Annotated in this window: 34 protein-coding genes; 19 read left to right on the top strand and 15 right to left on the bottom strand. The window is 52.4% G+C overall.

Annotated features, from left to right (window positions below; translation table 11 throughout):
* Nucleotides 1–76: 76 nt before the first annotated feature.
* Nucleotides 77–484, bottom strand: coding sequence for a hypothetical protein (locus BUC01_RS16110; RefSeq protein WP_025017658.1), 408 nt, complete (start codon nt 482–484; stop codon nt 77–79).
* A gap of 121 nt (nt 485–605) precedes the next feature.
* Here BUC01_RS16110 and BUC01_RS25895 point away from each other — a divergent pair, with 121 nt between their 5' ends.
* From BUC01_RS25895 to BUC01_RS16050, 12 genes are all read left to right on the top strand, one after another.
* Nucleotides 606–836, top strand: coding sequence for a hypothetical protein (locus BUC01_RS25895; protein ID WP_005792615.1), 231 nt, complete (start codon nt 606–608; stop codon nt 834–836).
* A gap of 60 nt (nt 837–896) precedes the next feature.
* Nucleotides 897–1,193, top strand: coding sequence for a hypothetical protein (locus BUC01_RS16100; protein ID WP_025017656.1), 297 nt, complete (start codon nt 897–899; stop codon nt 1,191–1,193).
* Nucleotides 1,178–2,320: a hypothetical protein gene (locus BUC01_RS16095; RefSeq protein WP_033892262.1), complete on the top strand. Its 1,143-nt coding sequence runs from the start codon at nt 1,178–1,180 to the stop codon at nt 2,318–2,320. The genes BUC01_RS16100 and BUC01_RS16095 overlap by 16 nt, the downstream gene beginning before the upstream one ends.
* Nucleotides 2,321–2,323: 3 nt before the next feature.
* Entirely contained in the window at nt 2,324–3,211 is an 888-nt protein-coding gene (locus BUC01_RS16090) for a hypothetical protein (RefSeq protein ID WP_025017654.1), read from the top strand.
* A 69-nt stretch (nt 3,212–3,280) separates the two neighbouring features.
* A complete protein-coding gene (locus tag BUC01_RS16085) occupies nt 3,281–3,532 on the top strand; it encodes a hypothetical protein (RefSeq protein WP_025082009.1) in 252 nt (83 codons plus the stop codon).
* A gap of 50 nt (nt 3,533–3,582) precedes the next feature.
* Nucleotides 3,583–4,080, top strand: coding sequence for a DUF4313 domain-containing protein (locus BUC01_RS16080; RefSeq protein ID WP_025017653.1), 498 nt, complete (start codon nt 3,583–3,585; stop codon nt 4,078–4,080).
* Between the two features lie 47 nt (nt 4,081–4,127).
* A complete protein-coding gene (locus tag BUC01_RS16075; RefSeq protein WP_007219083.1) occupies nt 4,128–4,727 on the top strand; it encodes a hypothetical protein in 600 nt (199 codons plus the stop codon).
* A complete protein-coding gene (locus BUC01_RS16070) occupies nt 4,724–5,023 on the top strand; it encodes a hypothetical protein (protein WP_005789935.1) in 300 nt (99 codons plus the stop codon). Before BUC01_RS16075 ends, BUC01_RS16070 begins: the two co-directional genes overlap by 4 nt.
* Nucleotides 4,999–5,208 (top strand): hypothetical protein, encoded by a 210-nt coding sequence (locus BUC01_RS16065; protein WP_005789937.1) that lies wholly within the window; start codon nt 4,999–5,001, stop codon nt 5,206–5,208. Before BUC01_RS16070 ends, BUC01_RS16065 begins: the two co-directional genes overlap by 25 nt.
* A gap of 13 nt (nt 5,209–5,221) precedes the next feature.
* Entirely contained in the window at nt 5,222–6,241 is a 1,020-nt protein-coding gene (locus BUC01_RS16060) for an LPD29 domain-containing protein (RefSeq protein WP_005789939.1), read from the top strand.
* A gap of 10 nt (nt 6,242–6,251) precedes the next feature.
* Entirely contained in the window at nt 6,252–6,953 is a 702-nt protein-coding gene (locus BUC01_RS16055; RefSeq protein WP_025017652.1) for a hypothetical protein, read from the top strand.
* A gap of 1 nt (nt 6,954) precedes the next feature.
* Nucleotides 6,955–7,665, top strand: coding sequence for a hypothetical protein (locus tag BUC01_RS16050; protein WP_005789944.1), 711 nt, complete (start codon nt 6,955–6,957; stop codon nt 7,663–7,665).
* Nucleotides 7,666–7,723: 58 nt separating this feature from the next.
* Here the strand turns inward: BUC01_RS16050 and BUC01_RS16045 are convergent, their stop codons facing one another.
* Entirely contained in the window at nt 7,724–8,068 is a 345-nt protein-coding gene (locus BUC01_RS16045; protein WP_025017651.1) for a hypothetical protein, read from the bottom strand.
* A 330-nt stretch (nt 8,069–8,398) separates the two neighbouring features.
* Here BUC01_RS16045 and BUC01_RS16035 point away from each other — a divergent pair, with 330 nt between their 5' ends.
* The 7 genes from BUC01_RS16035 (at nt 8,399) to BUC01_RS16005 (ending at nt 14,127) form a co-directional block, all read left to right on the top strand.
* Nucleotides 8,399–8,689: a DUF4120 domain-containing protein gene (locus BUC01_RS16035; RefSeq protein ID WP_005789949.1), complete on the top strand. Its 291-nt coding sequence runs from the start codon at nt 8,399–8,401 to the stop codon at nt 8,687–8,689.
* Nucleotides 8,690–8,970: 281 nt separating this feature from the next.
* Nucleotides 8,971–9,249, top strand: a complete 279-nt coding sequence (locus BUC01_RS16030; protein ID WP_025017650.1) for a hypothetical protein — start codon at nt 8,971–8,973, stop codon at nt 9,247–9,249.
* Nucleotides 9,236–10,042, top strand: a complete 807-nt coding sequence (locus tag BUC01_RS16025) for a DUF4121 family protein (protein ID WP_025830973.1) — start codon at nt 9,236–9,238, stop codon at nt 10,040–10,042. The genes BUC01_RS16030 and BUC01_RS16025 overlap by 14 nt, the downstream gene beginning before the upstream one ends.
* Nucleotide 10,043: 1 nt before the next feature.
* Entirely contained in the window at nt 10,044–10,811 is a 768-nt protein-coding gene (locus BUC01_RS16020; protein ID WP_025017649.1) for an N-6 DNA methylase, read from the top strand.
* Nucleotides 10,812–10,823: 12 nt separating this feature from the next.
* On the top strand, nt 10,824–12,053 hold the full coding sequence (locus tag BUC01_RS16015) for a hypothetical protein (RefSeq protein WP_025017648.1): 1,230 nt from the start codon (nt 10,824–10,826) through the stop codon (nt 12,051–12,053).
* Nucleotides 12,054–12,065: 12 nt separating this feature from the next.
* Nucleotides 12,066–12,947 carry a hypothetical protein gene (locus BUC01_RS16010; protein ID WP_005789960.1) on the top strand — a complete coding sequence of 294 codons (882 nt, stop codon included), beginning with the start codon at nt 12,066–12,068 and terminating at the stop codon, nt 12,945–12,947.
* Between the two features lie 25 nt (nt 12,948–12,972).
* Complete coding sequence (locus tag BUC01_RS16005) at nt 12,973–14,127, top strand: hypothetical protein (RefSeq protein WP_005789963.1); 1,155 nt, start codon at nt 12,973–12,975, stop codon at nt 14,125–14,127.
* Nucleotides 14,128–14,195: 68 nt separating this feature from the next.
* Here BUC01_RS16005 and BUC01_RS16000 read toward each other — a convergent pair whose 3' ends face one another.
* From BUC01_RS16000 to BUC01_RS15940, 13 genes are all read right to left on the bottom strand, one after another.
* Complete coding sequence (locus BUC01_RS16000; RefSeq protein WP_005789964.1) at nt 14,196–14,675, bottom strand: glycoside hydrolase family protein; 480 nt, start codon at nt 14,673–14,675, stop codon at nt 14,196–14,198.
* Nucleotides 14,672–15,133 carry a DUF3872 domain-containing protein gene (locus BUC01_RS15995; RefSeq protein WP_025830974.1) on the bottom strand — a complete coding sequence of 154 codons (462 nt, stop codon included), beginning with the start codon at nt 15,131–15,133 and terminating at the stop codon, nt 14,672–14,674. Before BUC01_RS15995 ends, BUC01_RS16000 begins: the two co-directional genes overlap by 4 nt.
* 21 nt (nt 15,134–15,154) lie before the next feature.
* Nucleotides 15,155–15,742, bottom strand: a complete 588-nt coding sequence (locus BUC01_RS15990; protein WP_005789969.1) for a conjugal transfer protein TraO — start codon at nt 15,740–15,742, stop codon at nt 15,155–15,157.
* On the bottom strand, nt 15,739–16,653 hold the full coding sequence (gene traN / locus BUC01_RS15985) for a conjugative transposon protein TraN (RefSeq protein ID WP_025830975.1): 915 nt from the start codon (nt 16,651–16,653) through the stop codon (nt 15,739–15,741). Before traN ends, BUC01_RS15990 begins: the two co-directional genes overlap by 4 nt.
* 49 nt (nt 16,654–16,702) lie before the next feature.
* Complete coding sequence (traM, locus tag BUC01_RS15980; protein ID WP_025017642.1) at nt 16,703–18,010, bottom strand: conjugative transposon protein TraM; 1,308 nt, start codon at nt 18,008–18,010, stop codon at nt 16,703–16,705.
* The gene (locus BUC01_RS15975; RefSeq protein ID WP_073314212.1) at nt 17,961–18,260 is read right to left on the bottom strand and encodes a TraL conjugative transposon family protein; all 300 of its coding nucleotides are present in this window, start codon (nt 18,258–18,260) and stop codon (nt 17,961–17,963) included. The genes traM and BUC01_RS15975 overlap by 50 nt, the downstream gene beginning before the upstream one ends.
* Entirely contained in the window at nt 18,257–18,880 is a 624-nt protein-coding gene (gene traK / locus BUC01_RS15970; RefSeq protein ID WP_025017640.1) for a conjugative transposon protein TraK, read from the bottom strand. The genes BUC01_RS15975 and traK overlap by 4 nt, the downstream gene beginning before the upstream one ends.
* Nucleotides 18,881–19,005: 125 nt before the next feature.
* Nucleotides 19,006–20,019, bottom strand: coding sequence for a conjugative transposon protein TraJ (traJ, locus tag BUC01_RS15965; protein WP_025017639.1), 1,014 nt, complete (start codon nt 20,017–20,019; stop codon nt 19,006–19,008).
* A gap of 2 nt (nt 20,020–20,021) precedes the next feature.
* Nucleotides 20,022–20,651, bottom strand: a complete 630-nt coding sequence (locus BUC01_RS15960) for a DUF4141 domain-containing protein (protein WP_025017638.1) — start codon at nt 20,649–20,651, stop codon at nt 20,022–20,024.
* On the bottom strand, nt 20,648–21,004 hold the full coding sequence (locus BUC01_RS15955) for a DUF3876 domain-containing protein (protein WP_005636939.1): 357 nt from the start codon (nt 21,002–21,004) through the stop codon (nt 20,648–20,650). The genes BUC01_RS15960 and BUC01_RS15955 overlap by 4 nt, the downstream gene beginning before the upstream one ends.
* Entirely contained in the window at nt 21,001–23,535 is a 2,535-nt protein-coding gene (locus tag BUC01_RS15950) for a TraG family conjugative transposon ATPase (protein WP_025833201.1), read from the bottom strand. The genes BUC01_RS15955 and BUC01_RS15950 overlap by 4 nt, the downstream gene beginning before the upstream one ends.
* On the bottom strand, nt 23,532–23,858 hold the full coding sequence (locus BUC01_RS15945; RefSeq protein ID WP_005789987.1) for a DUF4133 domain-containing protein: 327 nt from the start codon (nt 23,856–23,858) through the stop codon (nt 23,532–23,534). The genes BUC01_RS15950 and BUC01_RS15945 overlap by 4 nt, the downstream gene beginning before the upstream one ends.
* A 5-nt stretch (nt 23,859–23,863) precedes the next feature.
* Nucleotides 23,864–24,166 carry a DUF4134 domain-containing protein gene (locus tag BUC01_RS15940; RefSeq protein WP_025830977.1) on the bottom strand — a complete coding sequence of 101 codons (303 nt, stop codon included), beginning with the start codon at nt 24,164–24,166 and terminating at the stop codon, nt 23,864–23,866.
* Between the last annotated feature and the right edge of the window lie 28 nt (nt 24,167–24,194).

The following is a 24,194-nucleotide window of genomic DNA, read 5'->3' as shown; positions in this document are numbered from 1 at the left end:
ATCTGAAAAGGATACCTTCTTTTTGTTATACTGTCTGTTATCCATTTTCTCTGGAAAACATCTTTGGTCTTCATAATCATCCTGTACTGGCGAAATAATTCATCATGGACACTACATATCCAAGTAACGGTATCAGTACACCGATTACATATACCATAGCGTACCCCAAAAGGACGAGAGGTAATATTTTACGGTAAAGACCGGCGATGACAAGAAATATAAACAAAAAGCAAGAACCATAAACTCCTATTTGAAAACCGGGCATCAATTCATAAACGGGTACGGGCTCGGGGTTAAGCATGGCTCCGGCCACAATGGAATAAAGACTTGCCAACAATATAAACAATGTATACAGGCAGCTCTTAAAAATCCCGGGATCGTTTCTTTTACAATAGAGAATTGTTTGGATATCACTCCTAAGAAACTCAATACCCAGCAAGAGAGCTACCATGACACCCGTATCAAAAGCAGAGAATGTATTCATTTCAATCAATCACCTTTGACGCGAAGATATGTATTTATTCCGGAATGCCACGCCTTCGCTTGTTTTACGATATGATATTGATATCCGATAGTTTGGAAAATATTTGAAAAACCTTCGTTGTATGCTTTTAAATTTGCTCATTACACTTATTACATGTTGTATCCGACAAATTGAAAATCCCAGCCATTCTTTCAATTTCTTACCTGCAAATATAGCCCTTTGCCGGGTTGATTGCGCAAGGCGGCCCCTTTCAGGGGCTGGTTGGCTAAAAGAAAATCATCCTCGCTTCGCTGCGGTATTTTCTTTTGCCAAGCCTTGCGCAATCCCCGGCAAAGGACAGTCCGGCAAGTAAGAAACCGAAAAACCGGCTCCACGGAGCCGATCATGTCAAACAAACTAAAAAAATGAAGGTATGAACAGAGAGACAACAAGCAAAGTCCACAAAGGACAGCAGGGTGCCAATCCGAAAATGAGAATGTTGGTTTATCGGGAAAGGAACTATCCCGCACGGAAGGTACAAGGCAGGGACGGAAGCTATACGATTGCCGCAGACAGCCTGGTGCCGGAACTGCTGGACGGCATCAGAAGCCTTGACCCGGCAGCTTTCAAGCTGGACGAGGAAATCGCCTGCTATTGCTCGGACGAGGAAATCCAAAAACTGGCGGACGAAGAACTGGTAGAAATAATTTGTGAATGGCAACGGTTATGACTGAAACAACAACAGCAAAGGTCCGGGAAGAACAAGTAACGGGCCTTACCGCAGAGAATGCGCACCGGGTCACGATGATCCGGGAAAAGGGTACGGACCATCCTCCCGTACCGTTCCATTTCAGAAAGGAGCATCATGGAACGGGCAACTATGTACACCTGTACGGAAATCCGGAAGATCGGAATGAATTGCATTCCAGGGACTTCAAAGACTGGGAAGCCGTAGCGTTCAAACATCCTGGCTATCTGGAGGATATGTGGAAACAGGCTTGCGACGCATACGCCTGGAGTTCCTTCGACCCGGAGATTCGTGGCGAGACGGACATCATGATTTACGGGGAGGAGCTGCACAACGACCTGCAACTCATGCAGGAAGAGGAACGGGATACATACATCGCCGCCTACCGGAAAAAGCTATCCGCCCAGCTCTCGGCCCTCTCACGCTGCGCCAACCCGATGGTGACGGGACGGGGCGGATTTGATTACCACAGGCAGGAGAATACGAACAGAAGCTATCAGAACCGCTACGAGGAGTTCCGCAATTGGCGGCAAAAGGTTCTTGAAGCCGTCAGACGGAAAAAGGAAGCCGCACGACCGGAGGAAGAAAAACTGGAAAAGGCATGGCAGACGCTCAAACGCGACATCAAGAGCAGCGCCGACACCATCCACGGGATTGACACCGGACAATGCCGGGGTTATAACCGTGCCCTGTTCGTCAGCAGCATCCTGAACAAGGTATCCACCTTCGCCAATCACGGGGAAGTGGAAATCGTCCGCAGGGCCGTGGACTTCATTTCCGAATATAACGCAAGGGTAAGGAAACCCGTCATCACCCCAAGAAACAAATTCTTCCAATTGCCGGAACTTGCGGAACGGATGCGCGAAAGGCTGAAAGCGGTGCAAAGCCGGGAAAACAAGGAAGTGCCGTTCGAGGGCGGGACACTTGTATGGAACTATGGGGAAGACCGCCTTCAGATCCTGTTTGACAGGATTCCCGAAGACAACATACGAAAGGAGCTGAAATCCTCCGGATTCCGCTGGTCACCCAGAAACAAGGCATGGCAACGGCAGCTCACCTCCAACGCCCTCAGTGCCGCCAAGAGAGTGTTGAACCTTCAAAACATCTGAACCATGAATAACGACAAACTGAAATTCGTAGTCGATTCACGCAGTTTTGACGGCAGCTGCGTGACCACCATGTCTGACGGAATACACGGCGACTACCATCATGAGACACTGGAGGAACTGAGGGACAGGGAAAAGAACCCGTACCTCATAGCCGTGTCCGGAAATACCGTCCGCAAGATGATACGCATCCACCTGCAATCCCTCTGCGCCCCGTTCAGTGAGATTACGGAAGAAAGATATTTCGACTACATGGATGTCTTGCCCCCCATCCGCCATACCCGGAATTTCTTTTTCCTGGGAGAGCCTTATCATGCGGACATCTACCGGTTCTGCTTCCGGGCGGGCGGACGCTACTTCACGGGACTCCGCTCCGTTACCACGCCAAGAAAGGAACTGGAACGGCAGATGGACAACCATTACCGGAACATTACCTTCAAAGGAGACATCCTGAAAGAAAAGCCGATGGTCATCTCTGACCACGCACGGCATGCCTCTATAATTATAGTTCCTTATCTGTTTCTTGACATAAATGGCGAGAAGAAGTTCATCTGCAACCTGATGAGAGGAACGGACGAATCGTCAGGCAGGGATGTAAGGCTGGAAACCGCCAAAATCCTGCGAAGCCTGCGCCGTCATCATTTCCTCTACTTCTCCGGCTATGAGGAAAACGACGATATGGACAAGTTCCTAGGCGAAGTGATGAAGAAAAAGCACATCCTGCTGGCAAATGGCAACTTCCTCCAATATCCCGTGAACCGGGAGTCCGTGTCGTTTACCGGAACGGTCAGGGAAACAGGCGAGCCGTTCTTCTTCCGAATTTACGACAGGGAGCTGTTCCTGCACCTGTTGTACGTCCTGAGAGGCATCAAAAGGGAAAAAGCTAAAATATAACGTGACACATAACGACGGTATGGTGACTGTCTTTCCGACCCGTCACCATACAAAAAAAACAATGAGATCATGAGAACTGTGACCGAAGAATCGTTGCGACGCAGGCCGGCCCGTCTGGAGTCGGCCCTGGAAAGCGAAAAGGCACGCCTGAGAAAAGTATGCGGCGGCATCCCCTGGGGAGCCGGGATGAGGCGTACCAAATGTACCCCCTCATTCCGAAGGGAGGACGAACTGATTGGGAAAATCAAGGCGGTGAGACTGCAACTCTCCCAAATGTCCGCAGGCGGTGACAATCACACGTTTAAAGAAACAGGCAGGTGAATGCCGGCCAATTAACTTGCAAGTCAATAATTTTAAAACCAGTTACGAATATGAACACCCGATTGGCTATAATCCGTTCAGAGGGAAAAGAACATCTCTGTTACCGGGAAGAGGAATGTTTTGTCGATGTATCCTATCCGATGGTGACATTTACCAAAGGGGAGGATGATTTTGAAATTGTCAAATGCGACCATCCGTCCATGGAAGAGACTTTCCTGTATCAGGAAAGCCGTCTCTCAATCGTGATTGAAATGTACCATAACGGCTGGCCGGCATTGTCTCTGAAAGATCCCGTGACCCATGAGATATACACGGTCCTGACGGTCAACTTAGAAGATAAGGCGGCATTCTCACTGCCTGACAGGGCATTCGTGGACATCAACAACAATCCTGATGCCATGGAGTTCCTTCTGTCCAACAAATTGGCTGAGGATACAGGTTATAGACGTCAGAGCGGCTGGGTAAGCTACCCGATGGTCACACTTAACCTTCCGACGTTTTACAGGCTTGACCCACATGCCTTTAGCGCAATATTGAATATCCGGTAATCCTTCCGGGCAATGAATCTGGTATCAACAATCAAATGGAAAGAATCATGAAAAGATATGACATAAGAGTAAGGTATTCCTTCGAGGGCACTTACACGGTAGCGGCAGAAGACCGCGATGAAGCAAAAAGAATGGTAAATGACGATTGCGGTCTTGTTTTGGGCGGCGATATCCACACGACACGCGATGACGATGAAGTGTTGGACTGGGATTTCTGTATCCATCCCGACACGCGGATTCTCTCCTTGCAGGAAAGAGGCGGAAAAGGAAGTTTACCGTCAGAAGCCGTTGATTTCAGCGGCAGGATCAAGGAACTGCGGGGGGACATCATCGACGCGATACGGCAGTTGCTCCATGCTCACTGCATGAAAGAAATTCGTCTTCCGGAAGAGGATTATGATCCGGTCTGGGTGATATGGTTTGGCAAGAACGGAGAACCATATGAATGCAGGGTGACAGGACTCCGGGTAACGGCGGACAGCCTGACCGTCCTTGCCGAAGAGAAAGAAAGCGGTGACGAGGTGCAGTGTCACAGCCCGTTTGAACTCGGCGCAAAGAACATAGACTGGCTTCATGAGATGTATGAGGCTGTGTGGCATCAACTGAGAGAAACAAACAATGTAGAATCACAAATAGAAGAACCATGAAATATCAAGCGGAAAATACCGTCTCCAGTTTCTTCTACTACATGTGGAACGCCTGGAGCGAGGAGGAATGCAAAGCCGTGTATGGCGGCATGTACCCGCATTTCTGGGAAAAATGGTGCGTGGCGACAGACAAGGGCACATTCGGCGCGGCGGAACGGTTCTACCTGGAACTCTCGGAAGACAACCGCAGGATTCTGGTGGAACGGGCCGTCTCGATATATGACGGACGACGCTTCAGAAAAAGGAACAGTAACCCCAAAAATCAAACAGTATGCGAGGAAACATTATCAGTCTGATCGGCAGCTCATGCGGTTGCAGTCAAACGGAAGCACGGGAATACCTGGACTCCGAAATCCGGTATCTGCGCGAATTGCAGGAGGCAGATGATTTGAGGGAAGATGACATGGAAACGGCCTGTCTCAACCTCGGTCTTGACCTTGACTACCGGGAATATTTTATCAACCGCCTCGCAGGGGCATAAAAAACTTATGGCTATGACCTATTTTCAGAACATACACTCTCTGGCGGACTTGAAGAAGGAGTACCGCCGACTGGCATTGCAGCACCACCCGGACAAGGGTGGCGACACCGCAATCATGCAACGGGTGAACACCGAGTTTGAAAGGCTTTTTGAGGCTTGGAAAGACAAACCGGATGTCTTTGCGACTTCAACCGGATATGAATATGACTATCCGGGAGCCACGGCAAAGGAATACACCGAGTACGTGTATAACGAATATCGCTGGAAAGGCCGCAATTACAAGGGACAGCACGCACCGGAAATCGTGGAACTGGTACGGGCATGGCTCAAGGAGACCTATCCGGGATACAAGTTCTCTGTCAGACGGGAGAATTACCTCTCCATCCATATCCGGTTGATGAAAGCGGATTTCGAGGCGTTCACCAAAGAGTCCGGAAAAGTTCAAGGTGATGTCAACCACTATCGTATCGCTTCAGACAAATCATTGACAGACAGGACAAAAGAAGTAATGATGAATATCTACGATTTCATCATGTCATACAATTTCGATGACAGCGACCCCATGACGGACTATTTCCATACCAACTTTTACCTGACGCTCGGAATCGGAAGTTACAAACAGCCGTACAAGGTGGAACCACCCAAACTCGGCAGCAAAGACAAGCCGGAGGTATTCAAGCATCCGGAAGGTCCGGCACACAAGGCAATGCGCCGGGCATTGGGCAAAGCGCGTTTCGGCTTCATCGAAAGCCGGAAGTATGCCGGGGAAATAATTCTGGGGGAAGACTGTTTCGGCTCACGGGGCGAACTCTATTTTTGGCCGAAGGAATATTCAAGCGCAAAAATGGCCCAAAAACGCATCGACAAACTGGAGGAAGCCGGAATAAGGTGCGAACTCACCGGCTATAACGGAGGATACATCCGCCTGCTCGGGTACACCCCTGAGATGAGAGATTCCCTGGAGCGGGAACGTCAGGAGTATGCCGCCGCGTATCAGGCATGGTACTCAAAACAGAATTTGAAAACAATCTGATTCAGAAATTATGGATACAAACAATTTGGACAAGTGGTGGTACGGACTTCCGGAAAACACCAGACAGGCTATAGGAAACGATGAGATATGGGAAAAATTGGATATGCCATCCCGTTCGGCGCTACACCGGTATTCCCTGCTTAGAATTTACGGAACGGCAAAGGACAGGGACGGGGAACGCACGCTGCTCAATGAAATCGCGTGCGGACTGGGCGACCTTGCCCTTGTCCGTAAAAACGGCATCGCGTTGGAGGAAATGTGCAACGGGAGCGGGGAATTTTACGATGAATACCAGGATCAGTTCAATATATTATATGACAATTACGGACACATACTAGAAAATATAAGCTGGCCGGACTGGATCGGACATACAATTCCGACAAACAGGGAACTGGTCCGGTTATTGGAACATCACGGTTACAAGCGTATGGGAATCGATACCGACAGAAGAATCCCGAAAACTTTCTATGTTTTCCGTCGTGGTTTGCACATCAACGCAAGCGAGGACCTGTCTTACCACATCGTACCGCAACAGGACAGTTTCGGACTGGGGCGTTTTGCGGTATGCGCTACCAAAGACGGTGAAAGCTCCCAGCTGGGAACTGACTGTGCCCGGCTCTTTTTGAGGCGCTTCCTTGCTTTCCTGAAGGGTGAAAGAAGCGGGAAAGAGATCATAGATGAAATATGCAACAACCGACAAACTGAGCGATAGTATGAAAGCAAAAGTATTCAAGTACAAGTCTGACGGGAATACCGTCGTGGCTCCTTATATGGAACTGGAGCCGTACGCGGAGAATGTATATCTCTCCCTGTCGAGAAAGAACGAATATGGGAATGAGGACGATGACTGTTTCCATGTGGTCTGCCGGATTGAAAACGTTTATTTTTCCAGCGGGCAGTATTCACGCCGGTTCCTCAACGGAGAAAACCGCAGGGAGGAAGCCGCCGCCTATTGCAGGAACTGGATCGCGGATACGCTTCAGGGAGCGGAAAGAGGAGCCTTCGTCAGGTTGATCTCCGTCCGCGTGTTCGAGGCTCTCGGACTTGACACCGCACCCTTGATGCAAGCCCGTGAGGCATACAAAAGGAGGCAGGAACAGAAACGCAGGGAGCGGGAGGAGAATGAGGCGGAAGAGCGCAGAGCGCGGGAAGAGCAACATCAGCGGCTGCTCGATGAACAGAAACAGAAATTCCTGGACGGGGAATGGATCACGGGAGGAACATTCCTTGAAATCACCGGAAGGGACGGTTTTGACATCCATATCAGAACCAAAGGGACACTCTACAGGCATGTGAGGGGCATAAATAAGGACGGAACCATCAGCTACCGGAAAATCAAAGGCCACCGGACTCCGGACTTTACCGGATGTCATAAGGCCGTGGACGATTATCTTGCATTTATAACAGCAAGAGAGGGCAAATAATAAAACCTGGCGGTAACGGCCTGCTCCATGCGGCTGTTACCGCTGCCATCTTCCGGCCTCACAATTCGCGGTTCAGCGCCATCGCCAGCGGAAACATCAACCGGTTATAGGCTTTAAGCTTTTGTAGGTTCAGCACATATCCGGCATAGGGACTGGTCAGATCGGTATAGAAGAATACGTCGGTAAATCCCGCGTGTTCCTCCACAATTTCACCATCCAACGGAATCTCCTCCACATTGAACCGCTCCAGAGGCAGCTCTTCCAGACGGGCATGCTCCACATTGCCCAATACGTTTAGGTTGCGGTTAAACAGCACGAACCCTTTCTTCCTGTAATCCACACGCATACCATACGGACGCTCCACAAGGAAAGCATCCGCCGCTTTCTTTAGATAGTTTTCCATAATCCTGAAATTAGAAATTGCAAAAATACAGCATTTGTCCGGCAATGGCGAACAAATCAGGAAGATTATCTAAGGAATCCACACAAAATCCCACAACAAAAAACAACCGTATATTTTATTTCTCACCCTGCAAAGGTAGTCCCGCGTCCTGTGTACCCGTACAAGGTCAGGCCCCTTCGGGGTTGGCTGAAAGAAAATCATCCTCGCTTCGCTGCGGTATTTTCTTTCGCCAAACCTTGCGGGTACGGCCACGGGACTGTCAGGCAGGCGAGAAATAAAAATACCGGCTCCCGGAGCCGGACGTGTTTAACAGATAAGAATACAAAAGTCATGAAAATCCTGAATGAAGAACATTTCGAGAATGTAAGACGTTATGCCGAATCCATCGGTGACACCTCGCTTCAAAAATGTCTGGAACGGTTGAAAAGCTGGGAAGAAAACCCTGATTATCCCTGCGAAATCTCACTCTACTATGACCATGCCCCGTACTCGTTCGGCTTCACACAGCGCTATCCCGACGGAAGGACAGGTATCGTGGGCGGCCTGCTCTATCATGGAATACCTGACAGATCGTTTGCCGTGACATTGCAGCCGTTCCACGGATGGCAGATACATACCTGAAAAACATGAGACTCGACAATGACCGAAAAGCAGACTTCAGAACAGAGAATCCGAGGTCTGCTTTTTCATTTCTTGCTGTAAAGATAGCTGTTTCCCGGGCTGATTGCGCAAGGCGGCCCCTTTCAGGGGCTGGGTTGGCTGAAAGAAAATCATCCTCGCTTCGCTGCGGTATTTTCTTTCGCCAAGCCTTGCCGCAATCCCCGGAAAACAGACTGAAAAGACATCAAGAAATAAAAATGCCTACCCATGTAGGCCGATGTTTTACTTAAAAAAGAACAGAAATGGAAACACTGGATTATAACCGGCTGCTGCTTGTCTCCCTGTGGCAATACAACCACCATGGGGATGAAGGGCAGACTCCCGCACTTTTCGAGGAAACGTTCGGAAAGGTCTATGGAAGTCACTATTACGAAAAATGGACCGGCTGCTTCAAGCAGAATCTCTGGGACATGATTGCCTATTTCAGAAGTGAGAAGGAGAACGGACAGAAGTTCTGCGACATGGTTGCCCGTCAGGTCAAATTGTATCAACAAAAACGATCTCAATATGAAGTACGCTAATTTTTATGACCTGGAAAGTCTGACCCGGCTCAACAGGCATGAAGGGTGTGCCTGCTCCATAAAGGAATGTGATGTGGAGAAAGTGAACCGGCTGATTTCAAGGATGCGGGAGGACAGGGAAAGAGTCAGTTTACCGACCGCAGGAGATGTTGTCACTTATATCACCCGTGGCGGTGACTATTATCCGCAGGCACACATTGAAAGGGGCGATGACCGGGAAGTCCATATTTGCCTTCTCCCACAGACACCTTTCTGCCATGAAAATGAAAAGTGTACCGGTTACAATACGGAAGGAGGCCCTTGGGTTATAACCGGTCCGGAATTGCTGCTTCCCGATGGCATACGCAGCAAACAGTTCCGGATGTGGGGGCATACCGGAAGGCACAAGAACGGTGCCGTCCTCTTCCACACATTCGTCAGGGCATGGAAATACACGGAACCCGATCCTCTGTACGGAAAGTACACCACAAAAGAATGGACGAGATACATCATCGAGTGTCAGCCGGATATTGAACCGGCTGATGCCTTTGTCTATCGGAATGAGTCATTCACCCTTTACTCGCGGGAAGAACTGGAGCGGCTGGTCGGGATTCTGCACGGAGAACTTTTCAACGGATTCCGTCCCGGTCTGTTCATACTCTGGGCATACCGTATGGAATGGAAGGAACTTCCCGCATGGGAATGGAACATGCTGAAAGCGGACACCCATCTCTCTTTCCTTGACATTTCTCCCGTCAGGATACAGACTGACCATAAAAGACATATAGTAACAATCTATAAAAAATCAGAGTAATATGGCACCATACAACACACCGCAGGCGATACGTCCGCTTGAGAAAACGATCTGTGATTTCGCCTATTCGAACGGCTACGATCCGATATCCGTTTTCAACGATTTCCTGCGTTATGTCATTCACGGGTTCTCTCCCGGCGCACCGCCCCTTATGGATTGGAAATACAAACGGCAGCAGAACAGGCATTTTATGGAGATGCTTACCGGATGGATACGGCTCATGCAGCGGGAATTGCAATCCGGCGGATGGTTTGATGCGTTCGGTGACCTCTTCATGGCAATATCTTCCAAAATCGGTCGGCAGGTGAACGGACAGTTCTTTACCCCGCCGGATATCTGCGACCTGATGGTCTTATGTACCGATTCGGGGGAGACAGCGACAGGAAAACGTATCTGTGACCCGACATGCGGAAGCGGAAGGCTACTGCTGGCATATCATGTACGCCACCTAGGTAATTATCTGGTTGCAGAAGATGTCAACCGTACCTGTTGCCTGATGACCGTTTGCAACATGCTCGTACATGGCTGCATAGGTGAGGTCATCCACCATGACAGCCTCTTCCCCGAAAACTTCATGGACGGCTGGATGGTAAACCATACACTGACCCAGACGGGCATTCCTTCCATTCGCCGGATGAGCGAGGAGGAATATCGGACAAGCAGGAACATGTCCGTTGACCTGCTCAGAAAGCGGAAAGAGAAATTGCGCCAAATGCAGCCGGACAAGAAACAATCGCCATATAAACATGGCAGAATTTATAAACAATAAACCGAATGATGTATGAAACTGAATGTTAGCAATGAATTGAAATCCCGCCTGATGCATGCGGCGGAAAACGGGAGTGTGATAGCCAAAGACATCCTTTTGGAAGTAAAAAAGAACGTACCGGTGGAAGAGATCATACGCGGTACCTACAACTGCTTCTCCACCAAACGCAAACGGACGGAAGCCGGCACGTTCAAGAAAATCCGGATCGTGTTCACGGCATGCAACAAAGATTTGGGCCATCCCAATTTCCCGGACCGGAACAATCCGCAGGCACCCTGGTTTCCGGAGAACCGAACAGATCTGGAACCGTCTACGTTTGCCGAGCTGTTCAAAAACCTAGGACCGTACCAGCCCGATGAGATCAGCTATTTCTGTAGCGCCATTTCACTGGACAGTAAGGTCACGGTCAGGCTGCATGAAAGCATGAACGACTTCATGGAAGCCTATCTGGAAAGCAACTACAGCCCCATCGCCGACAGTGACACATCCAGCCTGCACAGTTCCTGTATGCGGTATGAGGACAAGGCACGCAACGCCGCTGACTTCTATACCAACTTCGCCGGCGCTAAAATCCTTGTGGCAAGGGACGAGAGCAACAACATACTCGGACGGGCTGTCGTATGGAACGAGGTAACCTTGTGGAAATCAATAAACACACCGATTGCCGCCTCCCTGCTGGACCGCATCTATTCCTCACACGCATTCGTCGCCGAACTGATCCGCAAGCAGGCGCAGGAGGCGGGCATCCTGTTGCGACGCAGATACAACGATTATACACATACAACAGATTTCACCGTACTGAATCCCATTGAGGGGCAGGAATGGGCGGTCGGAGACAATATACAGGTTTCATTGACGGTGAAAGTGCCCGCCTGCAGGTGGCACAAGAAAGGGGTGCCTTACCTCGACACGTTCTACAGCCTCCATCTAACGGACGGCAACCTGGAACTGAGAAATACGGAGGGCGACACGAGCATAGCCTCCTGCCGGAGCACGGAAGGGTGCGCAAACAGGAGAAAATATGTATGTCCCAAATGCGGAAAAATACATCCCTTTCCGGATATGGCATTCTGCAAGAATTGTCAGGACATGTTCTATATATTCACCGTATTCGGAAAAGTACTGAAAGGCACGTCGGTGGAATACAAGGGAAAGAAATATCCGTCCTTCCTCTTCAAGAAGGGACGTCCCGTACCGGAGTTCAGACGGTACCTGCAAATCGAAAAGTTGTTCATCTCCTAAAAAGTCAGTATCATGGAAAAATTAATGGCTCTTTACAACATCTCCTCCCCCTCCGGCAAGGAGGGGAAGATAGCCGGGTTCATCATCGGGGAACTCAGGCGGATGGGGATTCCTTTCCGGCAAGACCGGCACGGAAACATCTACGCGGTCAAAGGCAACCGGGAAAGCTACCCCTGTGTCGTGGCGCACATGGACGAGGTACACCGGCGCAAGACAGGCTCCTATGTGGCCCATCTTGTGGCGGACTCGATGATTGTCGGCTATGATCACAAGCGTAAACGGATGACTGGAATCGGCGCGGATGACAAGAACGGCATCTGGATCTGCCTGAAATGCCTGGAGGATTTCAAGGCGGTGAAATGCGCCTTCTTCGTACAGGAGGAGGTGGGATGCATAGGCAGCGGCCATGCCGATATGTCCTTCTTTTCCGACTGCCGTTTCGTGATTCAGTGTGACCGGAAAGGGAACGGGGATATGGTAACACAAATCAACGGAATGAAGCTCTGCTCCAATGACTTCATTTCAGCTATAGATTTCCGGAGGTACGGCTACAAGCCGGCACAGGGACTGGCTACGGATGTGGCGGCCTTGAAAAGGAACGGGCTGGAAGTATCCTGCGTCAATCTCTCCTGCGGATATTATGAACCTCATACGGACAACGAGTACACCATCCTGGCGGATCTTTGCAAGTGCTACCGGTTTGTCCGGCACATCATCTGTTGCCATAAGGAAACCAGCACGCATATACCGGAAACGGAAAGAAAACCCTTCCCCGGATATTATGAACTGTTCGGACCGGCCGGATATAGCGAAAAGGATTATATCCGTCTGTCAGAAGAGTACAGATCTGAATTTACTAAAACAAGCAAGACAAGCCATAAGAACAAATTGTGATTTATCAACTTTAAAAACAAAAAATATGGAAGCAACAGTCATGCCGGCCACTGCACCGGTACAGAAACAGCAGGGACTCAACCAGGTAGTCATCAACAAGGTACGGCGAATGATAGAAGGCAGGCAGGGGGATGTCATGGACACCATCAACCGTCTGCTCAGTGAGGGGCGGATCGCACAGGATTTCATCGCTCCCATCGGGGTAAGCCAACGTAGCAAGGAACGCCCCGTTATCTCCTTCAAAGCGGAAGGAAGGGTACAGATGGCAATGCCCGAAGGGAACTTCAACCTGCACGGCAACGCCATAAGCCAGATTTCGGAGAAGATGGGCATTCCCGCCAAATACCTGCGCGAGCTTTCCGCCGGAGATGCCTGGCAGAAACAGTTGTGCGCCACCATCCTGAACGAACATTCGGGATGGACCGAGCGCACACGGGTACTGATACGTGCGGTAGGCATGGAGGTCCGGGGCGTGTTGTCGGACTCCTACCGCCGGCTCAACTCGGTGGACATCCTGACCGCTTTCATCCGTGAGGCGGGAGGACAGGGGGCGGTCGTGTCCGACGCCTATATGAGCGACACGAAAGTATGGTGCGAAACGATCCTGCCCACTCCGATAGAGATACCCACCCGTAAGAACGGGACGGTCATCATCTTCGCAGGAGCACGCTTCTCCACATCCGACTATGGCAACGGCTCGGTGGACATGCGGTCGTTCCTGCTCAACGGGGCGTGCCTGAACGGGATGGTCCGGGAATCCGTCATGCGGCAGGTGCACCTTGGAGGCAGACTGCCGGATTCCCTGTCCCTTTCCCAAAAGACCTATGAACTGGACACGCAGACCACCGTATCGGCAGTTTCCGACCTGACCAAAGGGCTGTACAGCAAAGACACCATCATGCAGAAGGCCATCGAAATTCAAGGCGCATCGGAAATTGACGTGGATTTCGACAAGGAACTGAAGAATCTGGTGCAGAAAGGAGCCTTGTTGAAAAACGAAGGACGCGAGGTGGAAAAACTGCTGATGAACAACAATCCTGACGACGGAGTGACAGGCGGGGCCACGCTCTGGAAACTGACACAGGGAATCACCGCCTTTGCGAGGGAACAGCAGCCGGAACGCTGCCGGGAGCTGCACGAAATATCGGGGCAGCTGATGAACCGGGTAAAGGTAAATTAAGAGTGGCTAAGACTAAAGCCGTGAACGGCGATGGCAAGCGTCCGTTCACGGCTTTGCATAATTTCAATCTAGGGTATATAGAACAGTTCAAACTCCTCTTTCCTTCTTCTCTCTATGCTTGGAATGACTTTTCCCCGATAACAGCGGAACGATATATATTCCCTGTAAATATCCCGATCGCCACTTTCCAGTTTTTGAATCAGTCTGCTTTTGGGTATCTTCCCGTCTCCAACCAGACGGTAACAGCCCACATTAAAGCCTAACAGACTTAAAAGAAGCGAGTCTTTTCCATATTTACGGAATACCTTCAGGCACCGTTCAAGGTCGCATCTCAAAAGCGAGTCCGCCTGTGCCTCGCTCAGGTTCTCGGTCAGCTTCTCATGGGGGAGCAGGCGGTGTCCGTAACCGATGTAAGGCATTTTCCCCCGGTGCCAGCCTTCCCACCGCTTGATGCAGGCTACTGCCTTATCCTTGTCAGACGGGGGATTTTCTGCCTTGCCATACAGAACAAGTGACAGAAAAATCATAATAACCGGTATTCTTTTCATGCGGCCTCCGTATTATTATTGTCTTCCTCCGCTTCCTTTCCATTGAAATCATACGTCAGCTGTTGCAAGTTTCCCCAGTTGTCCTCAAAATAGAGGTCAATGGTCTGCGCCTCCTTGTCGCTCTGCGAGGTATAGTAGAGCCGGAATTTCCATTCGTTCAACAGGTAACGGTCATTGGGCTTCAGTACCGTGCCGTCCTCCATCTTCAGACTGCCCTTTCCGTCAGGCTGGAAATACCTCAGTGTATAGACCGTTCCGGTAAAATTTCCAGACGGCTTGATTTCCAGACGGATTTCCACCGTCTCATCATCGGCTATCTCATCCGCCACCGGCATGGACTCCACCGTGAACGGGTATTCCTGCTGAATGTCCAGTTCATTGTCACAAGCGGCAAGACCAAGGAAGGAAACCGCCATGCAGCAGGCGGCCATCACCATATCAAGGATTCTTCTTTTCATGGGTATCTGTTCTTTTTAAGGTTAGAAAATGTATTTGATTCCGGCTCCATACTGGAAATGGCAGCGGCCGGATGCGCCACCCCACATGAAACGCTCACGCAGGCGTATCAGCAGGGCTATCCTGTCCGACAGGTATCCCTCCGCTTCCAGTGTCACCGCGCCTCCATAGATGAAGGACTCACACTTGCGCAAGGCGGCTCCGTCATCCAACAGGCGGTTTCCGTTGTTCACGGCCTCGTAGCCCAACAAGGCGGAAGCGCCGAGGTTCAGAAAGAAAGACTTGCCGGATGTGGAAAGGATTGTATGATAATAACCGCCTTCCCCTGTATACTGCGACAGTGGGACATACGTGTTCCGATAAGGGTTATTACGTTGTAGCATCTCACAGCCAAACACCCACTGGTTCCCCTTCTTTGTGTAAGTGGCAACAGCCAGCGAAAAGGCGTAGCCCGCATCATGGCGGTCTGCCCGGCTGTAAAAGCCGTCGGCCATTTCAGCGGTAAAGCGGACGGCTTTCATCCCCGGCAGCCGGCGCTGGGCTTCCGCCTGCCCCGTAAAGAGGGCAAGCAGGAGGATAATAAAGATGAAGTTTCTTTTCATGGCACTCATCTTACTTTCAGTTCATTGACAGTCCCGGCGCGTACCAGGTCTTCGTTCTCCACCTCAAACGACTGATGGCGGCCACCCTGTTTCTCGTACATCTCCACGACCAGCTTCTTGCCGTCGGGGATGGTGAACTTGGGCAGGGCGAACACCGTCCGCTCGTTCTTCTTCCCGTCCACACGGGTCACATAGTTGAAGGCACGCAGCGGATAGATGATCTGCTCCTGCATGGCGGTACGCTTCACGATTTTCTTGTCTACAATCTTGAAAGTTACGAAGTCCACATCGAAAGGCACGTGCGTGGCGTTCTTCACCTCGGTATGGAAATAGAGCAGCTCGCCATGTGCGTAAAGCCCCTTGAGCAGGTATTGAACCCCGAACCGCTTGCTGCCGATGTGCTTGACCTTGCGTTTGTCCTGCCTATACACGGATTTCATGATCAGCCGTACCAGACGGGGAGACTCCCCGGCGAGTTCCTGCAAGTAGATTTCCATCGCATTGTTCGGACGGTTAACCGACTCCCCGTCATGGATGAAGTCGCACATCTCCACGTTCAGCAGCAACGGCTCGTCGGCATACTTGACGTTGAATGTGTAAAAGTTGCCGTCCTCGGTTATCACGCTCATATTGGTTTCACTGCGGAAATGTTTCCGGGTCGCCTTCACACGGATGACGTTCTCCGCACCGTCTGCCTTGCCCGCTATCAGGTTGGGGGAACCCAAATCCACGTATCTTACGGGAGAGGGGAAAATTATATGTACGGTCTTGTCATACGTGATTTCCAGACCATGCGGGGGAATCATTTGGTTGAAGCCGATCTTGCGGCTCAATCCCTCGTAATAATCTCCGCTGCTTTGCTGCGCGTATGCAGCCACTGCGCCCATAATCAGGGCAAACATCATCAGAATCTTCTTCATGTGCGTTCTTGATTGGTTGGTGAATAAATGGTTGGTTTCTTTTCTCTTTTCATTTTTCGGGAGAGTGCAGCAACAGCCGGTGTCCGGCTTTCAGGGTGATTTTCACCGCACGCATTTTCTTTTCCACATATTGCGACACGCCCTGTATTACCCCCTTGCCCACGTCCGAGGCAATCTGCGCCCCGGCATCCGTCGAGATGTTGATGCTGCTCCCCATTGAGGTGCCCATACCCGCGGCTATCTCACGAGCTGCGTCATACTCCATCGAGTTCGGCACGAGGATTCCCTGCTGTCCGTCGGCATCATATACCTCCAGTTCCACAGGAAACAGCGTGCCTTTGTATTCCACCGTCTCTACAAGGATGTCCATCCGCTCCCCCTGGATGCGTGTACCGCCGGTCAATACCGTCCCTTGGGGAATGAGCCGGTCGTCCACCGCCATCGGCTCCAGCAACCGGATGCGTAACACCTGCCCGTCCGATACGGTCTGCGTACCATGTACACAGGCGGCGATGGTATTCCTGCCGGAAGGGAGTGTCCTGCCTATAGGGGTGTGGAAACCGGTATTCCTCTCTCCCGCAAATTCGGCGATGAAATCCTCATTGCCCATAGGTTGTGCAAGCGATGACACCACCTGATTCTGTACCTGTTTCACCGGGCGGACGGCTGTCCTGTCTTTCCGGGCGCTCCGGCCATTCACGGCAGCCGGGGCATCCGGCTGCTTCCCGTTGTACCGGGCGGCCAGCTCGTAAGACTTTTCCAGCAGTGCCATCTTTTCTTCCAGGGTCTGTCCTTCCGGCTGTCCTTCCGCCGTTCTCTTTTCTTTTTCCAGTTCCTCTATACGGCGGAGCAGATCGGCATCTTGTTGATTTTCATTCCGGGTATATACAGCACCTAGCGAGCGGTTCATATTCCGGTAGGCTTCCGCAGAGGAATGGACGGAGCCGGGGGATTTCCCCGTTTCCAGTTCCGGCGGAAGTTCCGTGTTGGCTTTTCCTGCGGTAAGGCCGGCAGTATCCTGACTGTCCTTGTTGAGCAGTTCGGACATCTCCTGGAAGGTTCCCCTGCGCCATTTTTCCTTTTTCGCCAGTGCTTCCTGCTCGTAGGCACTTACCTTGTCGCCCTCCATTTCCGAATCTTTCGGCGAGGGCATCTCCACGTTGAATCCCTTGCCCTTTTCCTTTTCCGCCTTCTCCTTTTCCGACGGGCTGAATACCAGCAGGAGGAATCCGGCGCACAGCAGGCAGAAGAACGGATAGACAATATACCTCGCGCGTCGGCGCTTCTCCTCGGGAGTCAGCGGCTTGTCACTCGACAGCCCCAGCCGTTCCCTGATTTTCTGAAAGTCCATTTTCATGTTTCTGGATGTTTGAATGAATGGTTGTTGTTTCCGGCCGTAACATGACGGGCCGGATATGCCCGGATTTCATGTCGCCCTTCCGTTCCCCCAAACGGGACACGGAAGAGACAACCGAGTACAGACAAGCTGCCGTGAACAGAAGCGAGACGACACTTGTCAAGACAATGCGCTGCTTTCCGGTCAGCCGGCGGCAGAACAGCCGGATACGGCTGTCCGCACGTTTTAAGACGGCAGGTTTCCTTCTCATCGTTCCACACTCCTTATATCCCTGTTCTCCAGTATGGTGAACTGCTCGATGATGAACCCGTTGGGATTGTCGTCCGAACGTCCCGTATTCTGGAGCGAACAGGAGGTGACAAGGCTCCGCTCGGTCACGTTGCTCTCACGGATGATCAGCTGCCGGGCATATGTATGCGCCTTGTAGGGATAGGCGGCAAAGTCGCACACCACGCTGTCCACGTGTACCACCTGGTTGATGTTGCCCGAAATCAGCCGGTTGTAATATCCCTTTTCGGCAAAGTCCACATAGTAGTGATAGGCGCTCTTGTCCGCCAGCTGCAGGGCACGGCCTATATTGTGCTCGATCGCGTCCTTCTGCGGGGAGAGCGAGAAGAACAGCTCGTGAAAGCGCCGGACGTGTTCCCGCGCCTCGGCGGGGCGGTTCTGTGAAAGATCCTGCGAGAGGGCGAGCATCAGCGACTTGCCCTTATCCAGCACATAGATCTTTTCCCGTTGCTTCTCGGCGAAACGGTACGAGCTCCACAACGCATAGCCGGTGACGAGCGCACAGCAGCCGGTAAAGACAGCCAGCATCAACCGGATACGCCTGAAGCTGCTCTCAATGTTGGTCAATGACTTGAATTCCATTTAGCGAATGATTGGTTTGAATGAATAAATAAATGTTTCCGGTATGACCGGGCGGCTCCTTCCGACAAGTCGCCCAACCCGGTAATCCAAGTTGCCCGACTCACGGAAACGGGTTGCCATAGAGCCTATTTGCCCCGCAGTCTTCCCCCGATATTCCCCAGTACGGCACCGCCCGCCCCGGCAGCGAAACCGCCCGCTTTCGTGGCCGTGCGGTTCAGGTTACGGCTGAAGTTTCCGGCTCCGCCCGCCTGTACGATCCAGCCCGCTACCGTCGGGACGGTGAAGTACCCGATAATCCCTATCAGCATGAATATGATATAGACGCTATTTGAGTTGTCTATCGAGTAGTCGGGGTTGTTCTGTAATTCCAGAATGTCATTTTGGAGCATCAGCACCTGGAGCTTGGCGAGCAGGGTGCTGAACAGGTCGCTGACCGGAAGCCAGAGATAAACGGATATGTACCTCGTAAACCACTGCCCGAGCGTGGACTGGAAACCGTCCCATACGCTGAAGGCGAACGCCACCGGTCCCAGTATGGAGAGCACGACAAGGAAAAAGGTCCTCACGGTGTCTATCAGCAGCGATGCCGCCGCGAATATCAGTTCCAGCAGGCTGCGGAAGGCGTCACGGATTTTCTTCTCCAGATTGTACATCCCCACCTCCACGTACATGCCCAGGCGGGAGGCGGTGTCCACCGTTGACCAGCCCAGCTCGTCCAGCTGACGGTCGAATTCCTCGTCGCTCACCAGGTAGGCGGTTTCGGGATTGCGCAACATGGCCTCCCTTTCCAGTTCCTCCTTCTGCGCCCTGTACTGTTCCATATCCAGCGTCTGCCCCTCAAGCATCTTGTGCGCACCCTGTACTATCGGGCTGAGCACGGTGTTCAGCGTGCCGAGCACCAGCGTGGGGAAAAGCAGGATGCAGATGCCGATGGCGAAGGGACGCAGCAGGGGATAGACATCTATCGGTTCGGCACGGGCCATCGACTGCCACACGCGGACGGCGACATAGAACAGGGCACCCAGCCCGGCAAGTCCCTTTCCCACGTCCATCATGTCCTTGCAGAGGGGCAGCATATCGTCATACAGGGTCGCCAGTATGGTATGCAGGTTGGCAAAATCTATCGACAACGGCATCATGGCTACCAGTATTTGGAGGTTTCATTCCCGTAAAGCCGCATCACCCGGTCCAGGTCGTTCTTCTTTCTGGCACGGAGATAGCTCACGGCGATGTTCTTGTTCGTGTAGTAGCTTACCAGGTTGCGGTAGCGGCGCATCTCATAGTAGCAGTGGTCCACCACGTCCATGCGGTCCTTGTCGGTCATGGAGAGCGTGCTCACGTTGATGACCTGCCTGAGATCCTGCAGCACGCCGTTGCTCTCCTCCAGCAGGCGGGTGTAGCCGAAGGCGATGGCGTCCAGCTCGCGGGGCGAGAAGTTCCCGTCGTTCATCATCTTGCCGAAGTTCGTTACATAGATGTCGGACACGTCGCCCACCATCAGGATGATGTCACGCACCTTGCGGGCGTCCTGTATCAGGTCGTTCACCGCCTTTAACTGGTCGTAATACTTCTTGGCCTGCTCGTAAATCTTCACCGTCTCCGCAAAGCTGTCGGCCGTATTGACCGCCGTTTTCGAGGTATGGGCGATGTTGTCAGACATGTTGATGATGCTTTGGGCAAGGTTGCCGGGATCGGTCACCACCCACTGGGCATTGGCGCCGGTGCCGCACAGGGCGAGTACCGTTCCGATCAGGAGTGACTTCGCTTTCATGGGCGTTCCTCCTTCCGCACATAGTCACCGTTCGGGGAGAAGGTCAGCACGTCGGCGGCCTCGTTGTAGGAGATGTCGATGCGGTGCCCCGTGTTGATGAACAGGTTCCCGTTCTCCTCAACCAGCAGGTAGGTCTGAGGCCTGAGACGGCGCATCTTTCCGCTGCGGGCGAACACCGTCACCTTGTAGGCTTCCCCTTCCTTATATACCAGCACGTCCGGCTTGCCTTCCACGCTGCTCCACGAGCCGCAGAGCTTGTCACGGTCGGTGCCGCTCTCCGAGCAGCCTTGCAATACCATGGCGGCCATACCGATCAGGCACACCGCCAGTCTCATAAGGGATTTGTTTCTCATTGTTCTCTTTTTGGGGTTGATACTTGTCTTTGTTCCTCTCGTTTTCTCTCTGCCATCCGGCGGATGGCAAGTTCCAGGTTGCCGTCCAGCACCTCGGCAAGCCGTTGCACTTCCAGCTTCTCGGACTCTTCCGTCGTGAACGTGAAATACTCTTCCGCACTCACTTCCGTAGCATAGACCGCCGAACGGGTGCCACCAAGCCCTATCCAGACTTCACGGTAAAAACGTCCGGGATGGTTCGCCTGGTTGATGGAGAGTATCTGGCTTTTCTCTTTCTCCGTCAGGCCGAGCAGCCGCTGGATATGCTCGAACTTGTTCATATATTTCCGCTGGTCCAGAAGAATCTTGCAGTCGGAGTTGTTGATGATGGCCTCCTTCACAATCGGGGAGCTGATGATGTCGTCCACCTCCTGGGTCACCACTACGGCCTCACCGAAATATTTACGGACGGTCTTGAACAAATATTGGATATAGCCGCTCATGTTGGCGGACATAAGGGCTTTCCAACATTCCTCTATCAATATTACCTTGCGGATTCCTTTCAGACGGCGCATCTTGGCGATGAAGGTCTCCATGATGATCAGCGTCACCACAGGCAGCAACACCTTGTTGCCGCTGATGTTGTCCAGCTCGAACACGATGAACCGCCTGTTTGTCAGGTCCAGTTCCTTGTCGGAGTTCAGCAGGAAGTCGTAGTCGCCCCCCTTATAGAAAGGCTCCAGCACGTTCAGGAAGCCGTCGATGTCGAAATCCTTCTCGCGTACCTTCTTTTCCGCTATCATCCGGCGGTAGTCACCGTCAACGAACTCGTAGAAGCCGTTGAAGTCCGGCCTTGCCTCCCGATTCCCGGTAATTTTACGGATATAGGCGTTCACCGCTCCCGAGAGCGCCACCTCTTCCGAACGTTTCGGTGCCTCGTCCTCCCGTTTCCACAAGGTCAGTATCAGAGTCTTGATGCTCTCGCGCTTTTCCACATCGAACTGTCCGGAATCGGTGTAGAACGGGTTGAAGGATATCGGATTGTCCTCCTCATACGTGATGTAGATGCCATCCCCGCCACGTGTGCGCTCGTGGATCATCCGGCACAATCCCTGATAGCTGTTGCCCGTGTCCACCAGCAGGATATGCGCTCCCTGCTCGTAATAGTTACGCACCAGATGGTTGGTGAAAAAGGACTTGCCGCTGCCGCTTGGTCCCAGGATAAATTTATTGCGATTGGTGATGATGCCGCGCTTCATCGGAAGGTCGGAAATGTCCACGTGCACCGGAATGCCGTTCTGCCGGTCCGCCATGCGGATGCCGAACGGACTGGGCGAACTTCTGTAATTGGTCTCCCCGGCAAAGAGGCAGACCGCCTGCTCCAGGAACGTGTAGAATGACTCTTCGGCAGGAAAGTCGCCCGCATTGCCCGGAATACCCGCCCAGTAAAGCACCGGGGTGTCGACGGTGTTGTACCGGGGAGTGCATTCCATCATGGCAAGCTGGCTGCCCGTGTCGTTCCTGATACGGCGGAACTCCTCCGCATCCTCCGCCCAGGCAATGACATTGCAGTGGCATCTGACGGGAAGCACTCCCTTGGTATGCGCCTCGTCCAGATACATCTCCGTCCATTCCTGGTTCACGGCATTGCTCCGGCTGTACCGTGACAGAGAGAGCATGTTGCGCGAGTTCTTCTCCATCATCTGCAGGATTTCCTGCGCGTTGTCGATGAACACGTACTGCGAGTAGATGTGGTTGCAGGAGAGTAGCAGCCCCACGGGTGCGGCGAAGGAAAGACGGCAGTCACTCCTGTCGGTGGACATACGCTCGTAGCGCATGTCGGTGGAGAGCTTGCCCGGCAGGTCTTCCGTATCCGAAAGTGTGTGCAGGCAGAGCCGCTTGTCCCCGATACGCATCCGTCCGGGCTTGAGGCAGATGTCCTGCAGCACGGCGGTTTCGTCCTCCATCGAGAGGGAGAGGTATTTCTCCACCAGCCCGGGACGTTCCTTCGTGCCGGTAATCTCCTCCGTTTCCAGGCGGCGCAGCCGGATATGGCCGGAGTCGTTCACGATATGCTCGAACTGCTCCACCGCTTCCAGGAAACGGGCCGCCATGTCCTTGTCGGTAATCTCCCTGGGCAGCAGGAATCCCCGGCAGAGGGTGCTGAAGTCGCTTTGCCGGCGGTTGCGCTCACGGGTGGTCTTTGTCAGATACAGGAAACAGCGGTGGTTCAGGTACGGCCTTTCGTTGAAGTGCCGCTCATAGCTGCGCGAGAGGAAGCTCTGTTCCTCCCCGCCGTTTTGGGGACGGTAGCTCTCCTTGGTGAACCAGTCCTGCTTGCAGACGATGCTGTGTTCGGGCAGTACCCTGGCGGCTTTTATCCAGGTGGAGTGCATGGCCTCATACTCTTCCGCCGTCACCGTGTACAGCTCGGGAAGCTCCACCTCGAAGGCCACGGTCAGGTCGGCATCCTTGCTCACGATGCAGCCGTTCTCCACCGAGAGCAGGGGGAACTTGCGTTCCAGCGTTTCCGCTTTCAATACATTTCTCATGATTGTCGTTTTTTTCTTTTTGCAAATAATCTGAAAACTCTCTTGCGGTGGATCAGGTAGCGCGGATGGCGTTTCTCCGCCAGCAGCTTCATAAGACCGTGTTCGCCGTAGCGGGCGTTCAGCCGGAACACCGCCCATGCCAGCAGACCGCCGGATACGGTCCCGAAAGGGATGCATATCCATTGGTCCACGCCTGCCAGGTAGAGGATGACCACCGCCAGAAGCACCGTCACCATACCGCCCGCAAAGACGAACAGGTATTGTGACTTGAGCCCCTTGAACTCGACGGGATTGCCCGCCCCCTTATTTACAGGATACTCCATACCGCTTAGAGGAAGAAGGAACGCAGGATGGTGGCGGCTACAATCAGAAAGATGCAGGCAAAGAACCAGCTGGCGGCGGTTTTCGAGGTGTCGGGATCACCGCTGGAGAACTTGCCGTAGGTCTTGATGCCGCCCACCAGGCCGAGCACCGCACCGATGGCATAGCACAGTTTGGTGGCGGGATCGAAATACGAGGTCATGAGGCTGGTCGCCTCGTTGATACCGGCAAGGCCCTGGCCTTGGCCCTGCGCGAAAGCACTGGCGGCAATCGCCGCGCACATCACTGAAAAAAGGATTCTTTTCTTCATTGTCGAATCGTTTGGGTAAGACATAAAT

Origin of the sequence: Bacteroides stercorirosoris (assembly GCF_900142015.1) — a bacterium.
GTDB lineage: Bacteria > Bacteroidota > Bacteroidia > Bacteroidales > Bacteroidaceae > Bacteroides > Bacteroides stercorirosoris.
The sequence above is the reverse complement of the archived record's forward strand: the minus strand, read 5'-3'. Positions and strand labels throughout refer to the sequence as shown.

Excerpts from the sequence above, each read along its gene's own strand:
- BUC01_RS16110 (WP_025017658.1), bottom strand. The coding sequence starts at position 484 with ATGAATACATTCTCTGCTTTTGATACGGGTGTCATGGTAGCTCTCTTG.
- BUC01_RS25895 (WP_005792615.1), top strand. The coding sequence starts at position 606 with ATGCTTTTAAATTTGCTCATTACACTTATTACATGTTGTATCCGACAA.
- BUC01_RS16100 (WP_025017656.1), top strand. The coding sequence starts at position 897 with ATGAACAGAGAGACAACAAGCAAAGTCCACAAAGGACAGCAGGGTGCC.
- BUC01_RS16095 (WP_033892262.1), top strand. The coding sequence starts at position 1,178 with ATGGCAACGGTTATGACTGAAACAACAACAGCAAAGGTCCGGGAAGAA.
- BUC01_RS16090 (WP_025017654.1), top strand. The coding sequence starts at position 2,324 with ATGAATAACGACAAACTGAAATTCGTAGTCGATTCACGCAGTTTTGAC.
- BUC01_RS16085 (WP_025082009.1), top strand. The coding sequence starts at position 3,281 with ATGAGAACTGTGACCGAAGAATCGTTGCGACGCAGGCCGGCCCGTCTG.
- BUC01_RS16080 (WP_025017653.1), top strand. The coding sequence starts at position 3,583 with ATGAACACCCGATTGGCTATAATCCGTTCAGAGGGAAAAGAACATCTC.
- BUC01_RS16075 (WP_007219083.1), top strand. The coding sequence starts at position 4,128 with ATGAAAAGATATGACATAAGAGTAAGGTATTCCTTCGAGGGCACTTAC.
- BUC01_RS16070 (WP_005789935.1), top strand. The coding sequence starts at position 4,724 with ATGAAATATCAAGCGGAAAATACCGTCTCCAGTTTCTTCTACTACATG.
- BUC01_RS16065 (WP_005789937.1), top strand. The coding sequence starts at position 4,999 with ATGCGAGGAAACATTATCAGTCTGATCGGCAGCTCATGCGGTTGCAGT.
- BUC01_RS16060 (WP_005789939.1), top strand. The coding sequence starts at position 5,222 with ATGACCTATTTTCAGAACATACACTCTCTGGCGGACTTGAAGAAGGAG.
- BUC01_RS16055 (WP_025017652.1), top strand. The coding sequence starts at position 6,252 with ATGGATACAAACAATTTGGACAAGTGGTGGTACGGACTTCCGGAAAAC.
- BUC01_RS16050 (WP_005789944.1), top strand. The coding sequence starts at position 6,955 with ATGAAAGCAAAAGTATTCAAGTACAAGTCTGACGGGAATACCGTCGTG.
- BUC01_RS16045 (WP_025017651.1), bottom strand. The coding sequence starts at position 8,068 with ATGGAAAACTATCTAAAGAAAGCGGCGGATGCTTTCCTTGTGGAGCGT.
- BUC01_RS16035 (WP_005789949.1), top strand. The coding sequence starts at position 8,399 with ATGAAAATCCTGAATGAAGAACATTTCGAGAATGTAAGACGTTATGCC.
- BUC01_RS16030 (WP_025017650.1), top strand. The coding sequence starts at position 8,971 with ATGGAAACACTGGATTATAACCGGCTGCTGCTTGTCTCCCTGTGGCAA.
- BUC01_RS16025 (WP_025830973.1), top strand. The coding sequence starts at position 9,236 with ATGAAGTACGCTAATTTTTATGACCTGGAAAGTCTGACCCGGCTCAAC.
- BUC01_RS16020 (WP_025017649.1), top strand. The coding sequence starts at position 10,044 with ATGGCACCATACAACACACCGCAGGCGATACGTCCGCTTGAGAAAACG.
- BUC01_RS16015 (WP_025017648.1), top strand. The coding sequence starts at position 10,824 with ATGAAACTGAATGTTAGCAATGAATTGAAATCCCGCCTGATGCATGCG.
- BUC01_RS16010 (WP_005789960.1), top strand. The coding sequence starts at position 12,066 with ATGGAAAAATTAATGGCTCTTTACAACATCTCCTCCCCCTCCGGCAAG.
- BUC01_RS16005 (WP_005789963.1), top strand. The coding sequence starts at position 12,973 with ATGGAAGCAACAGTCATGCCGGCCACTGCACCGGTACAGAAACAGCAG.
- BUC01_RS16000 (WP_005789964.1), bottom strand. The coding sequence starts at position 14,675 with ATGAAAAGAATACCGGTTATTATGATTTTTCTGTCACTTGTTCTGTAT.
- BUC01_RS15995 (WP_025830974.1), bottom strand. The coding sequence starts at position 15,133 with ATGAAAAGAAGAATCCTTGATATGGTGATGGCCGCCTGCTGCATGGCG.
- BUC01_RS15990 (WP_005789969.1), bottom strand. The coding sequence starts at position 15,742 with ATGAGTGCCATGAAAAGAAACTTCATCTTTATTATCCTCCTGCTTGCC.
- traN (WP_025830975.1), bottom strand. The coding sequence starts at position 16,653 with ATGAAGAAGATTCTGATGATGTTTGCCCTGATTATGGGCGCAGTGGCT.
- traM (WP_025017642.1), bottom strand. The coding sequence starts at position 18,010 with ATGAAAATGGACTTTCAGAAAATCAGGGAACGGCTGGGGCTGTCGAGT.
- BUC01_RS15975 (WP_073314212.1), bottom strand. The coding sequence starts at position 18,260 with ATGAGAAGGAAACCTGCCGTCTTAAAACGTGCGGACAGCCGTATCCGG.
- traK (WP_025017640.1), bottom strand. The coding sequence starts at position 18,880 with ATGGAATTCAAGTCATTGACCAACATTGAGAGCAGCTTCAGGCGTATC.
- traJ (WP_025017639.1), bottom strand. The coding sequence starts at position 20,019 with ATGATGCCGTTGTCGATAGATTTTGCCAACCTGCATACCATACTGGCG.
- BUC01_RS15960 (WP_025017638.1), bottom strand. The coding sequence starts at position 20,651 with ATGAAAGCGAAGTCACTCCTGATCGGAACGGTACTCGCCCTGTGCGGC.
- BUC01_RS15955 (WP_005636939.1), bottom strand. The coding sequence starts at position 21,004 with ATGAGAAACAAATCCCTTATGAGACTGGCGGTGTGCCTGATCGGTATG.
- BUC01_RS15950 (WP_025833201.1), bottom strand. The coding sequence starts at position 23,535 with ATGAGAAATGTATTGAAAGCGGAAACGCTGGAACGCAAGTTCCCCCTG.
- BUC01_RS15945 (WP_005789987.1), bottom strand. The coding sequence starts at position 23,858 with ATGGAGTATCCTGTAAATAAGGGGGCGGGCAATCCCGTCGAGTTCAAG.
- BUC01_RS15940 (WP_025830977.1), bottom strand. The coding sequence starts at position 24,166 with ATGAAGAAAAGAATCCTTTTTTCAGTGATGTGCGCGGCGATTGCCGCC.